Here is a 12,981-nt window from a genome sequence, read left to right as displayed (position 1 = left end):
ATGACGCTCGAAGTAGTGATTTTTTCCTGCATTTCCGTAGAATAGAGCCGGTTTTGCGTCGGGCGCTGCAGGACCGGGAAAGCGGCAGCGCCTGACCGTTGACTACTCACATCAGTGAACACGCGGGCGGGGGCGTGGTCATGATGCCAGAAACCTTCACAGGAGCGATCATGGAATATCTCGTCAAGAGCGGCAGCCCCGAGAAGCAGCGGGTCGGCTGCGTGGTGGTCGGCGTGTTCGACCGCCGCAAGCCCTCGCCCCAGGCCCAGGCCCTGGATGACGCGGGCAACGGACTGATCGGCAGCGTGATGCGCCGCGGCGACATGGACGGCAAGCTCGGTCAGACCACCATGCTGCACGGGCTCGACGACATGCTCTGCGACCGCATTCTGCTGGTGGGCTGCGGTCGCCAGCAGGACTTCGACCAGGCCGCCTACCGCAAGGCCTGCCGCGCCGCCGCCCGCGAACTCGATCGCGTGGGTGGCGTGGATGCCGCCCACTATCTGCCCGAGCTGAACGTCAAGGCACTGGACGACATCGGCTGGACCGTCAAGCAGGCCCTGCTGGTCACCGAGGAGGTGTTCTACCGCTTCGAGACCTGCCGCGGCAGCAACTACAAGCCCTACAGCCGCAAGCTGTCCCGCCTGACCTTCCAGGTCCCGCGCCGCTCCGACCTGCCGGCCGGCGAGCGCGCCATCCGCGAGGCCGAGGCGATCGCGGCCGGCGTGAACTACGCCAAGGATCTGGGCAACCTGCCGGGCAACATCTGCACCCCCACCTATCTGGCGGAACAGGCCGAATCACTGGCCAAGAACTACCGCGGCATCAAGACCAAGGTGCTGGACGAGGCGGAGATGGAAAAGCTGGGCATGGGCTCGCTGCTGGCGGTGTCCCGCGGCAGCCGGCAGCCGGCCAAGCTGATCGTCATGGAATACATGCAGGGGCCGAAGAACGCCAAGCCGACCGTCCTGGTGGGCAAGGGCCTGACCTTCGATTCCGGCGGCATCAGCATCAAGCCGGGTGCGACCATGGACGAGATGAAGTATGACATGTGCGGCGGGGCGAGCGTGTTCGGCGCCATGAAGGCGGCGGCCGAGCTGGAACTGCCGATGAATCTGGTCGGCGTGGTCCCCAGTTCCGAGAATCTGCCCGACGGCGATGCCGTGAAGCCCGGCGACATTCTCACCAGCATGTCCGGTCAGACCATCGAAATTCTCAATACCGACGCCGAGGGCCGACTGATCCTGTGCGATGCCCTGACCTACGTCGAAAAGAACTACCAGTCCGACGTGGTGGTGGACATGGCCACCCTCACCGGCGCGGCGGTAATCGCGCTGGGTAGTGAGGCGGCGGCCCTGTACGCCAACAACAGCAGCCTGCGGCGCGCCCTGCGTGACGCCGGCGACTCGGTGGGCGATCGCGCCTGGCCGATGCCGCTGTGGGAGGAATACCAGAGCCAGCTGGACAGCAACTTCGCCGACATGGCCAATGTAGGCGGCCGCGCGGCCGGCTCGATCACCGCGGCCAGCTTCCTGCACCGGTTCGCACGCAAGCTACGCTGGGCGCATCTCGATATTGCCGGCGTGGCCTGGAAGACCGGCAAGGACAAGGGCGCCACCGGGCGTCCGGTCGGCCTGTTGACGGAGTTCCTGATTGCCCGCGCCAACGCGGGGCAATGACGGAAGTCTCCTTCTATATCGTTGAAGCCGAGGGCGCCGATGCCGGCATGCGCACCGCATGCCGGCTGGCCGAAAAGGCCCACGACCAGGGCCATCGGGTATATCTGCACGTGGCCGATGCCGCCGCGGCGCAGACGCTGGACGGGCTGCTCTGGACCTTTCGCCAGGGCAGCTTCGTCCCGCATCTGGTGGCAACGGCCCGGGGCGAGCAGGACCCCACCCCGGTGGTGATCGGCCACGACGCGGAACCGCCGGGCGATTTCGACGACGTGCTGATCAGCCTGACCGACGAGGTGCCGGCCTTTTTCAGCCGCTTCACCCGCAGTCTGGAGATCGTCACCCCGGGCAACCGTCTGGCCGCCCGCCAGCGTTACCGCTTCTATCAGGAACGCGGTTACCCGCTGGAAACGCATAAAATAGCCTGACCCAGGATCGGTGGCCGTCAACGATCGGTGCACAGGCGCCGGTCATGCCGCCGATCATCCGACCCGTCATCAGTCACGTTCCAATGGATAAGCAATTCGACCCCCGCGCCATCGAAACCAAATGGTATGAATGCTGGGAGGCCGGCGGACACTTCGCCCCCCGGACGGACCGCAAGGACGTACCGTCCTTCGCCATCATGATCCCGCCGCCCAACGTGACGGGCAGCCTGCACATGGGCCATGCCTTTCAGGACACGATCATGGATGCGCTAACCCGCTACCAGCGCATGCGCGGCTGCCGCACCCTGTGGCAGCCCGGTACCGACCACGCCGGCATCGCCACCCAGATGGTGGTGGAGCGCCAGCTCGCCGCCGAGGGCAGTAGCCGGCATCAACTCGGACGCGAGACTTTCGTCGACCGCGTCTGGCAGTGGAAGGCCGAATCCGGCGGCCACATCACCCGCCAGCTGCGCCGCATGGGCGCGTCCGTGGACTGGTCGCGCGAGCGCTTCACCATGGACGAGGGCCTGTCCACCGCCGTGCGCGAGGTATTCGTGCGGCTGTTCGACGAGGGCCTGATCTACCGCGGCAAGCGGCTGGTCAACTGGGACCCGGTGCTGCACACCGCGATCTCCGACCTGGAAGTGATCAGCGAGGAAGAAAGCGGCCACTTCTGGCACTTCCGCTACCCACTGGCCGACGGCAGCGGCACGCTGTCGGTGGCCACCACCCGGCCCGAAACCATGCTCGGGGATACCGCCGTAGCGGTGCATCCCGACGACGAGCGCTACCAGCACCTGATCGGAAAAACCGTCCGGCTGCCGCTGGTGGACCGCGACATCCCGATCGTGGCCGACACCTACGTCGACCCGGAACTGGGCTCCGGCTGCGTCAAGATCACCCCGGCGCACGATTTCAACGACTACGCCCTGGGCGAACGCCACGATCTGCCCCGGATCAACATCTTCCACGAGGACGCCACCCTCAACGACGCCGTGCCGGCAGCCTACCGCGGGCTGGACCGGTTCGAGGCCCGCAAGCGGGTGGTGGCCGACCTCGACGCCCTGGGCCTGCTCGAGCGGGTCGATGACCACAAGCTGATGGTGCCCCGCGGCGATCGCTCCGGCTCGGTGATCGAGCCCTACCTCACCGATCAGTGGTTCGTGCGTGCCGAACCGCTGGCGGAACCGGCGATCCGGGCGGTGGAGGAAGGCCGCATCCGCTTCGTGCCCGGCAACTGGGACAAGACCTACTTCGAGTGGATGAAGAACATCGAGGACTGGTGCATCAGCCGTCAGCTCTGGTGGGGGCACCGGATTCCCGCCTGGTACGACGAGGCCGGCAACGTCTACGTCGGCCGCTCGGAAGCCGAGGTGCGCGAGAGGCACGCCGGCGACCTCGACCCCGGCACGTCGCTGACGCAGGACGAGGACGTGCTCGACACCTGGTTTTCGTCGGCGCTGTGGCCATTCTCCACCCTCGGCTGGCCCGAGGACACCGAGGCGCTGGGGCATTTCTACCCCACCAGCGTGCTGGTCACCGGCTTCGACATCATCTTCTTCTGGGTCGCCCGGATGATCATGATGGGCCTGAAGTTCATGGACGACGTGCCCTTCGCCGAGGTCTACGTGCACGGCCTGGTGCGCGATTCGGACGGCCAGAAGATGTCCAAGTCCAAGGGCAACGTGCTCGATCCCATTGATCTCATAGACGGCATCGACCTGGAATCGCTGGTGACCAAGCGCACCAGCGGACTGATGCAGCCGCACCTGCAGGAAAAGATCGAGAAAACCACCCGGCGCCACTTCCCCGACGGCATTCCGGCCTACGGCACCGACGCCCTGCGTTTCACCTTCGCCTCGCTGGCCTCCCAGGGGCGCGACATCCGTTTCGATCTCGGCCGGGTCGAGGGCTACCGCAACTTCTGCAACAAGCTGTGGAACGCGGCCCGCTTCGTGCTGATGAACACCGAAGGCGCCGACACTGGCCTGGACGCCGAGGCGGCGATCGAGCTGTCCTGGGCCGATCGCTGGATCGCCTCGCAACTGCAGCGCACCGAGGCCGACGTGATCCGTCACATCGAGGCCTATCGCTTCGACCTGGCCGCCCAGGCGCTGTACGAGTTCGTCTGGCACCACTACTGCGACTGGTACCTGGAACTGATCAAGCCGGTGCTCCAGGGCGATCACGCGGGCGAAGCCGAGCAACGCGGCACCCGGCGCACGCTGGTGCGGGTGCTGGAAACCGCCCTGCGCCTGCTGCACCCGATCATGCCCTTCATCACCGAGGAAATCTGGCAGCGCATCGCCCCGCTGGCCGGCCGCGAAGGCGACACCCTGATGCGCCAGCCCTTCCCGGTGCCGGACGACGACCGTATCGATCCCGACGCCGAAGTCGAAATCGAATGGCTGCAGACCGTGATTCTCGGCCTGCGCCAGATCCGTGGCGAAATGGACATCGCCCCGCGCCAACCGCTGCCGGTGCTCACCCAGGGCGCGGAAACCGGCGACCGCGAACGGCTGGACCGCCACTGGCCGGCGCTGACCTTCCTGGCCGGCGTCGAGTCGATCGAGCATCTCGGCCCCGACGACGACGCCCCCGATGCCGCCACCGCCCTGGCGGGCCGAATGAAACTCCTGGTGCCGATGGCGGGTCTGATCGACAAGGACGCGGAACTCGCCCGGCTGGACAAGCGGCTGGCCCAACTCGACAAGGAACAGGCCTCGGTGCGCGGCAAGCTCGACAACCCCAATTTCGTGGACAAGGCCCCGGCCGACGTGGTCGACAAGACCCGCGGCCGGCTGTCCGAGATCGACGCCGCCGTGGCCGAGCTGCGCGGCCAGCGTGACCGGGTGGCGGCGCTGTAATGGCGGGACGCCTGCTACTGCTGTTCATCACCATCCCGCTGGTGGAAACCTGGCTGCTGATCGAGGTGGGCAGCCGTATCGGCGTGCTGGCCACCATCGGGCTGATCATCCTCACCGCCATCATCGGCAGCCAGCTGGTGCGCATCCAGGGCTTCCGCACGGTGCAGGAAATCCAGGCCCACCAGCAGCGGGGCGAGGCCCCCGCCCTGCCCCTGCTGGAGGGCGCGGCCCTGCTGATTGCCGGCATCACCCTGCTAACGCCGGGTTTCCTCACCGATGCCCTGGGGTTCGCGCTGCTGGTACCCGCCCTGCGGCGCCGGCTGGCGGTGAACCTGCTGCGGCGGGCCGTGGTGATGACGCCGGACGGCAGCGCCGGCGCGGGGCCCAGCCGGCGGCCGGGCGACGACCGCACCATCGAGGGTGATTACCGGCGGGACGAATGAGGCTGCCGCACCCGTAGCCACCGCCTGCCGGGTGTCAACCGCGGGAGGCTCCGGTACCCTTGCCGGTGTCAGGGTACGCCCGGCGACCGCCGCGGCCGATGACCCGGCAACGACGCACGCCGCACCGGGAGACTGAATGAACCGCGTATCGCCGCAGCCGGCCCGCGCCGCGCATCCGTTACAGCTTGCGCTGGATACCCTCACCGGGGTGATCCTGGGCAAGGACGAACAGATCCGCCTGGCGCTGAGTTGCCTGCTCGCCCGCGGGCACGTGCTGATCGAGGATCTGCCGGGGGTCGGCAAGACCACGCTCGCGCAGGCGCTGGCCCGTGCGCTGGGCCTGGATTTCGCCCGGGTCCAGTTCACTGCCGACCTGCTGCCCACCGACATCCTCGGCGTGTCGGTGTTCGAAACCGCCGGGGCGCGCTTCGAGTTCCATCCCGGTCCGGTCTTTACCCAGTTGCTGCTGGCCGACGAGATCAACCGCGCCAGCCCCAAGACCCAGAGCGCCCTGCTCGAGGCGATGGAGGAAGGTCAGGTCACCATCGACGGGGCCACCCGGGACCTGCCCAGCCCGTTCTTCGTGGTCGCAACCCAGAATCCCGGGGACCAGGCCGGCACCTTCGCCCTGCCCGAGTCGCAGCTGGACCGCTTCCTGATGCGCATTCGCCTCGGCTACCCGCCCCCGGAGGCGGAACGCCAGCTGCTGGCGGAGCGCAGCCGTCGGGACATGCTGGCGGATCTCGCCCCGGTGATGACGCCGGCCGATCTGGCCGACGCCCAGGCCCGTTGCGAGGCAATCACCGTCCGGGAACCGCTGCTGAACTATATTCTCGACCTGATCACCGAAAGCCGCCGGGACAGTGCGTTCCGTCACGGCCTGTCGCCGCGCGCGGGGCTGGCATTGCGCCGCGCGGCCCAGGCATGGGCATTCCTGGCCGGACGCGATTACGTGCTGCCCGAGGACGTCCAGGCGGTGCTGGCCGCGGTGGTGGATCACCGCCTGCCGCCAGGCACCGACGACACGGAAACCATCTCGCCCGCGCGCCGGCTGCGCGAGGCCGTGGCAGTGCCGTGACGGCGGCGGGATGGCACTGACGCAGCGGCTGCGCGCGCGCACCCGGGCCTGGATCGATCGCCGCAGCCCGCCGCAGACCGGCCCGGTGCGGATTCACCGGCGGCGGCTCTACATCCTGCCCACGCGCGGCGGGGCCTGGTTCGGGCTGTTGCTGTTCACCATGCTGCTGGGCTCGATGAACTACAGCAACAGCCTGGGATTCGCCCTGACCTTCCTGCTCGGCGGCCTGGTCCTGGTGGCCATGCATCACACCCACCGCAACCTGCTCAATCTGACCGTGCGTGCGGCGCCGGTGGGGCCGGTCTTCGCGGGTCAGCCGGCCCTGCTGGCCGTGATGCTGCACAATCCGGCCGGCCAGTCCCGGCTGGCCGTGGCCGTAGCCGCCGATGACACCGTGGACGCCCAGGACGACGCCGTTACCGACATCCCGGCCGGCGGCGACGCCATCTGCCGGTTGTCCCTGACCACCCGGGCGCGCGGCCGGCTGCCCCTGCCCCGCCTGAAGATCAGCACCCTGTTCCCGATGGGCCTGTTCCGGGCCTGGACCTGGATTCGCCTCGATCAGAGCGTACTGGTCTACCCGCGACCGGCCGGGCGGGCACCGCTGCCACCCGCCAGTCCCGGCCTGGTCGAGGGCGCGGACCGCCACCGCACCGGCCGCGAGGATTTCGCCGGCCTGCGGCGCTACGGCCGGGGCGACCCGCCGCGGCTGATTCACTGGAAAAGCTACCCCCGCACCGGCACGCTGATGGTCAAGCAGTTCGACGATCCGCGTCAGGAAACGCTGTGGCTGGATTTCGCCATGGTCCCGGGCGGCGGCGTTGAACCGCGGCTGAGTCAACTCACCCGCTGGGTGCAGGAGGCCGACCGTCGCGGGCTGGTGTACGGCCTGCGGCTGCCGGGCGCCGAGATTCCGCCAGACCGCGGCGCCCCGCATCGGGACCGCTGCCTGCGCAGCCTGGCCCTGTATGCCGACTGAGCAGCGCCTGCGACTGATTGCGGTGCTGGCGCTGGTAATGGCGCCACACCTGGTGCGAGTGCCGGTGTGGGTCAGCCTGTTCACCGGCGCCATTCTCGGCTGGCAGGCAATGGCTGCCTGGCGGGACTGGCCGGCACCGGCCCGCTGGCTGCGGCTGCGGCTGCTGCTGGCGCTGGCGGCCTTCGTCGGCGTCTACGCCAGCTACGGCCGAGTGGACGGCCAGAATGCGGGCGTGGCCCTGCTGATGCTGATGCTGGCCCTGAAGCTCACGGAAACCCATCGCCACCGGGACATGATGATCCTGCTGGGGCTGTGCTACTTCGTGGTCATCACCCATTTCCTGTTCTCGCAGGAAATCGTGATGGCGGTGTTCCTGGGCCTGGCCGGCTGGCTGATCACTGCCTGCTTCATCGACGCCAACCATCCCGGCCGTGCCCTGCCCATCCGCGATCTGCTGCGGCGTTCGGCCAGCCTGCTGGCCCAGGCCCTGCCGCTGGCCGTCCTGCTATTCGTGCTGTTCCCCCGCATCCCCGGGCCCCTGTGGGGGCTACCCTCCGACAGCGGCGCCAGCGCCCGCACGGGGCTGTCCGACAGCATGGAGCCGGGCAGCATCAGCCGGGTTGCCCTGTCCGACGCGGTGGCCTTCCGGGTCGAGTTCGAGGGCGATCCGCCGCCACCGGCCCAGCGTTACTGGCGGGGCCCGGTGTTCTGGTCATTCGACGGCCGGCGCTGGACCACCGGCTGGCCCGGCCGCTTTCTCGATGCGGCACCAGACTACCGGCCGCAAACCGCGCCGATCCGCTACCGGCTCACGCTGGAACCCCACGACCAGGACTGGTTGCTGGCTCTGGATCTGCCCGCCCGCGCCCCGGCCAACGCCTACCGGGATGCCGCCGGCAGCCTGCGTACCCGCGAGCCGATCAGCCAGCGGCGGGCATTCACGCTGTCCTCGGTGCCCGACTACGTCCTGCAACCGGATTCGCCGCCCGATCTTCTCGATTACGCCCGCCGTCTGCCGGGTGACGGCAACCCGCAGGCCCGGGCACTGGCACGACAATGGCGCGACCGCGATGCGGGACCGGCCGACGTCGTCACCGCCGCGCTCACCCGTTTCCGTGAACAGCCCTTCCGCTATACGCTGCAGCCGGGCGCGCTACGCGGCGAGGACCGCATCGATCAGTTCCTGTTCGATACCCGCGCGGGTTTCTGCGAACACTACGCCGGCGCCTTCGTGTTCCTGATGCGGGCCGCCGGCATCCCGGCGCGGGTGGTTACCGGTTACCAGGGCGGCAGCCCGGGACTGGGCGACTACCTGATCGTGCGCGCCGCCGATGCCCATGCCTGGGCGGAAGTCTGGCTGGAAGGCCGGGGCTGGGTACGTGTCGATCCCACCGGGGCGGTGGCGCCCGAACGCATCGAATCCGGCCTGGGCGGTTCAATGGGCGCGGATGAACCGGTGCCCTACCTGGCGCGGGGCGGCGGCGACCTGCTGCGACGCGCCCAGCTTGCCTGGGACTGGGCCAATGCCGGCTGGAACCGCTGGTTCCTGGCCTACGGTCCGGAACGTCAGCGGGATTTTCTCGCCGAGCTGGGATTGCCGGACGTGCGGTCCATGATTCTGGCGCTGACCCTGCTGTTGACGGCTGTCATGGCGCTGATCGGCACCATTCTGATCTGGCAGGCGCGGCCGCGCGGCGGCATCGATCCGGTCCAGGCAGCCTGGCTGCGATTGTGCCGGCGGCTCGCCGCGGCGGGCCTGCCACGGCGCGACGACGAGGGCCCGCTCGACTACGCGACACGCGTGGCGCGGGCCCGGCCGGACTGCGCGACCACGGTCAGCGCCCTGGCCCGTGAGTACGTCGCCATCCGCTACCGCCACGGCGGCAGTCGGCAGCAACGGCGGGCCTTCATCCGTGAGGCGCGCGGATTCCGCCCACCCGGCGGACCACGCCGGCCCGCCCGGATTTGATATAAACGGGCCATGCAACGCGTCATTATCACGCTCGTCGTCCTGCTGGCGACCCCGATCATTGCCGGCGCCGCGGAGAACTCCCGAGAGTTCTACAACGCGCTCGAGCGCGACCTTTACGCGGCCCAGAACGGCGAGCAGACGGTCGACGGCTTTCTCACCGAACTTATCGATGCCGACGTGGTACTGCTGTCGCGCCACGAAGTCACACAGATCCAGGACCCGGCCGACCTGCCGGCGCTGGTCCTGCCGGCCGGCGAGGACAAGAGCCAACGCCTGGCCGTGTTCACCAGCCCGGAACGCGCCCACCGGGTGGCCAAGACCTATCCGGAATACCGCTACGGCGTGAAGACCGACTTCATCTGGGTGCTGGCGCATACCGCGCCCGGCATGGGGGTGGCGATCAATCCGGGCTGGACACTGGGCATGAACATCCCCAGTTACGGCCTGCTGCGCCTGCGTGAACGCTACGAGGATCGCATCGAGGACCGCCTGAAATGAGCTTTCGCTACTGCCCCTGCTGCGGCGGGTCGCTGACCCGCGCCGAACTCGGCGACCGCCCGCGCCTGGCCTGCCCCGACCCGGACTGCGGCCACGTGTTCTGGAACAACCCCACGCCGGTAGTCGGCGCGGTGGTGGAACGCGAGGGCCGGATCGTGCTGGCCCGCAATGTGGCCTGGCCGGCGGGCATGTTCGGGCTGATCACGGGCTTTCTGGAGGCCGGCGAATCGCCCGAGGAAGGCGTGGTGCGCGAGGTCAAGGAAGAGCTTGACCTGGACGGCGAAGTGCGCGAGCTGATCGGTATCTATCCCTTCTACACCAAGAACCAGATACTGATCTGCTACCACGTCGAGGCCGAGGGGGATATCCGCCACAACGAGGAACTGGCCGAGTCCCTATGCCTGCCCCCGGCGTCGGTGCGCTATTGGCCGTCCTCCACCGGCTGGGCCATGAAGGACTGGCTGGAGGCCCGTGGCCACACCCCCGAACGCATCGAACTGCCGGAAGCCATCCGCGTCGGGCTCGATCCGCGCGACTGAATCGGTTCAGCGCGTATCCGGCTCGGGCACCCGCGTGAGCACCCAGGCGCCGGCGGCAAACAGGATCAGCACCGCCAGGATGGACAGCCGCGCGCTACCGGTGGCGGCGGCGGTCACCCCCACCAGCAGCGGCCCGAGCACCGCCGCGAACTTGCCCAGCATGTTGTAGAAGCCGAAGAACTCGCCGGCCTTGCCCTCGGGAATCAGGCGCGCGAAATAGGATCGCGACAGCGACTGCACCCCGCCCTGCACCAGGCCGATCACCGCCGCCATGACGTAGAACTGGACCACCGTCTGCATGAAATAGCCCCAGGCGGTAACGCCGGCGTAGACCGCCAGCCCCAGGTAGATGGCCCGCCGGGTACCCCAGCGCTCGCCCAGCCAGCCGAAGGCAATGGCGGCGGGAAAGCCCACGAACTGCACCAGCAGCAGCGCCACGATCAGGCTGTTGGCCTCGAAACCCAGGCTGAGGCCGAAGTCCACCGCCATGCGGATGATGGTGTGCACGCCGTCGATGTAGAGCCAGTAGGCCAGCAGGAACAGCGCCGCGCCCTTGACGGCCCGGATGTGCGACAGGGTCTGGCGCAGTTCGCGCAGGCCGCCGGTCACGGCCGCGCCCAGCGGCTGACGCCGGGTCGGCCGGGGCTCGCCCACATAGCGCAGCAGCGGCACGGAGAAAACGGCCCACCATACCGCCACCGACAGGAACGACCACTGCACCGCCGCCGCCTTGTCGGCCAGGCCGAACCAGGCCGGTTTCAGGGTCATGGCCACGTTCACCGCCAGCAGCAGGCCGCCGCCGAGATAGCCCAGGGCATAACCCAGCGCCGACACCCGGTCCATGCTGGCCGGGGTGGCCACGTTGACGATCAGCCCGTCGTAGAACACCAGGCTGGCGGAAAAGCCGATCGACGCCAGCACGAACAGGGTCATGGCCAGCAGCCACTCGCCCTGGGCCACCCAGAACAGCGCACCGGTGGCCGCGACGCCCAGCGCGGCGAATCCGGCCAGCAGCGTCTTCTTGCCGCCGTTGCGGTCGGCCAGCGCGCCCAGCAGCGGCGCCAGGATCATCACCACCACGCTGGCCACGGCGCTGCCCACGCCCAGCTGCAGGGTGCTGGTAGTGGCCTCGAACTGGCCGCTCCAGTACTGCTTGTAGAAGATGGGGAAGAAGCCGGCCACCACGGTGGTGGCAAAGGCCGAATTGGCCCAGTCGTAGAGTGCCCAGGACCAGCGGGCCCGCACGTCGTTGGTCATGATCGGAATGCCCGGTGCCGAATCACAGCGCGCGGGCCAGAATCAGGGCATCCTCGCGACCATGGGCGGCCGGATAATAGCGCCTGCGCACGCCCACTTCGTTGAAACCGTTGGCATCGTACAGCGCCACGGCCCCGCGATTGGACGGGCGAACTTCCAGCAGCAGCGTGTCCGCGCCCTGCCGGCGGGCCTGACTGACCAACTGCTCCAGCAGCTGCGTGGCCACGCCCTGACGGCGACAAAGGGGGCTGACGCACAGATTGAGCACATGCGCATCACCCACCGCGACCGACAGGAGCGCATAGCCCTTGAGTTCAGCATCCGGGCCTGTTGCCGCGAAGCCGCGATAGCCTACCCGCAGGCAGTCGCGGAAAATGCCCTCGCTCCAGGGGAAATCATAGGCGGCGCGCTCGATCGACAGCACCGCCGGCAGGTCCGCGATGGTCAGCGGCCGGATGTCGCAGACGCTGCGCAGCTCCGCGCTCATGACGCGATATCCAGCAGCCGCATGGCCTCGCGCAGGTCCTCCCAGGCGCGGCTCTTCTGCTGGGGCGAGCGCAGCAGATAGGCCGGATGGTAGGTCACCAGCAACGGTATCGAGCGCCCGGGATAGCGGTGCACCTCGCCACGCAGCCTGCCCAGCGGCGCCTGGGTGTCGAGCAGCGTCTGTGCGGCCACCCGGCCCACGGCCATGATCAGCTTCGGGGAGAGCAGCTCGATCTGGCGTTCCAGAACCGGACGATCGGCCGCCACTTCCTCGGCTTTCGGATCCCGGTTATCGGGCGGCCGGAACTTGCAGATGTTGGCGATATAGGTATTACGCGCACGATCGCGGCCGATGGCGAAAAGCATCCGGTCCAGCAGCTTGCCGGCGCGCCCGACGAACGGCTCGCCGCGGCGATCCTCCTCGGCGCCGGGCGCCTCGCCGATGATCATGAGGTCAGCATCGCGGGCGCCGACCCCGAACACCGGACGGCTCGCGCCGCGATGGTCACACCCGGCCAGGTACGCGGCCAGTTCGTCCCAGTCCATCGCGGCCACGTCCGACAACGTTTCCCGCGCCGGCGGCGTCGACTCGGCCGCCGACGGCACTTCGACGGGTTCGGCCGGCGCTGCGGTGTCGGGTGCGGTGGGTGGCGGTTCCGCGAGGCTGGCCGGCGCATGGGACCGGGCCCGCTGTTCCCAGAGGGTCAGGCCCAGTTCCTCGAGGCGGGCTTGGCGAGCGTCGGCGACCATGGCGCAAG

Annotated in this window: 12 protein-coding genes; 9 read left to right on the top strand and 3 right to left on the bottom strand. The window is 68.7% G+C overall.

Annotated features, from left to right (window positions below; translation table 11 throughout):
* The first annotated feature begins 170 nt into the window (after positions 1–170).
* The 9 genes from RM531_RS04425 (at position 171) to RM531_RS04385 (ending at position 10,480) form a co-directional block, all read left to right on the top strand.
* Positions 171–1,679, top strand: coding sequence for a leucyl aminopeptidase (locus RM531_RS04425; RefSeq protein WP_311657591.1), 1,509 nt, complete (start codon positions 171–173; stop codon positions 1,677–1,679).
* A complete protein-coding gene (locus tag RM531_RS04420) occupies positions 1,676–2,104 on the top strand; it encodes a DNA polymerase III subunit chi (protein ID WP_311657590.1) in 429 nt (142 codons plus the stop codon). The genes RM531_RS04425 and RM531_RS04420 overlap by 4 nt, the downstream gene beginning before the upstream one ends.
* Positions 2,105–2,187: 83 nt before the next feature.
* Positions 2,188–4,971, top strand: a complete 2,784-nt coding sequence (locus RM531_RS04415; protein WP_311657589.1) for a valine--tRNA ligase — start codon at positions 2,188–2,190, stop codon at positions 4,969–4,971.
* A complete protein-coding gene (locus tag RM531_RS04410; RefSeq protein ID WP_311657588.1) occupies positions 4,971–5,414 on the top strand; it encodes an FxsA family protein in 444 nt (147 codons plus the stop codon). Before RM531_RS04415 ends, RM531_RS04410 begins: the two co-directional genes overlap by 1 nt.
* Before the next feature lie 136 nt (positions 5,415–5,550).
* Positions 5,551–6,492, top strand: coding sequence for an AAA family ATPase (locus RM531_RS04405; RefSeq protein ID WP_311657587.1), 942 nt, complete (start codon positions 5,551–5,553; stop codon positions 6,490–6,492).
* A gap of 10 nt (positions 6,493–6,502) precedes the next feature.
* Positions 6,503–7,471 (top strand): DUF58 domain-containing protein, encoded by a 969-nt coding sequence (locus RM531_RS04400; RefSeq protein WP_311657586.1) that lies wholly within the window; start codon positions 6,503–6,505, stop codon positions 7,469–7,471.
* A complete protein-coding gene (locus RM531_RS04395) occupies positions 7,461–9,440 on the top strand; it encodes a transglutaminase TgpA family protein (RefSeq protein ID WP_311657585.1) in 1,980 nt (659 codons plus the stop codon). Before RM531_RS04400 ends, RM531_RS04395 begins: the two co-directional genes overlap by 11 nt.
* 12 nt (positions 9,441–9,452) lie before the next feature.
* Positions 9,453–9,941, top strand: a complete 489-nt coding sequence (locus tag RM531_RS04390; protein WP_311657584.1) for an SseB family protein — start codon at positions 9,453–9,455, stop codon at positions 9,939–9,941.
* A complete protein-coding gene (locus RM531_RS04385; protein WP_311657583.1) occupies positions 9,938–10,480 on the top strand; it encodes an NUDIX domain-containing protein in 543 nt (180 codons plus the stop codon). Before RM531_RS04390 ends, RM531_RS04385 begins: the two co-directional genes overlap by 4 nt.
* A gap of 6 nt (positions 10,481–10,486) precedes the next feature.
* Here the strand turns inward: RM531_RS04385 and RM531_RS04380 are convergent, their stop codons facing one another.
* Genes RM531_RS04380 through RM531_RS04370 form a run of 3 tightly spaced genes read right to left on the bottom strand, consistent with a single transcriptional unit; the run spans position 10,487 to position 12,973 of the window.
* A complete protein-coding gene (locus tag RM531_RS04380; RefSeq protein ID WP_311657582.1) occupies positions 10,487–11,737 on the bottom strand; it encodes an MFS transporter in 1,251 nt (416 codons plus the stop codon).
* A 22-nt stretch (positions 11,738–11,759) separates the two neighbouring features.
* On the bottom strand, positions 11,760–12,224 hold the full coding sequence (rimI, locus tag RM531_RS04375) for a ribosomal protein S18-alanine N-acetyltransferase (RefSeq protein WP_311657580.1): 465 nt from the start codon (positions 12,222–12,224) through the stop codon (positions 11,760–11,762).
* Entirely contained in the window at positions 12,221–12,973 is a 753-nt protein-coding gene (locus RM531_RS04370; RefSeq protein WP_311657579.1) for a uracil-DNA glycosylase, read from the bottom strand. The genes rimI and RM531_RS04370 overlap by 4 nt, the downstream gene beginning before the upstream one ends.
* Between the last annotated feature and the right edge of the window lie 8 nt (positions 12,974–12,981).

Source organism: Spectribacter acetivorans, from assembly GCF_031846305.1.
Lineage (GTDB): Bacteria > Pseudomonadota > Gammaproteobacteria > Nevskiales > Salinisphaeraceae > Spectribacter > Spectribacter acetivorans.
This window is presented reverse-complemented; position numbering and strand designations above follow the sequence as displayed.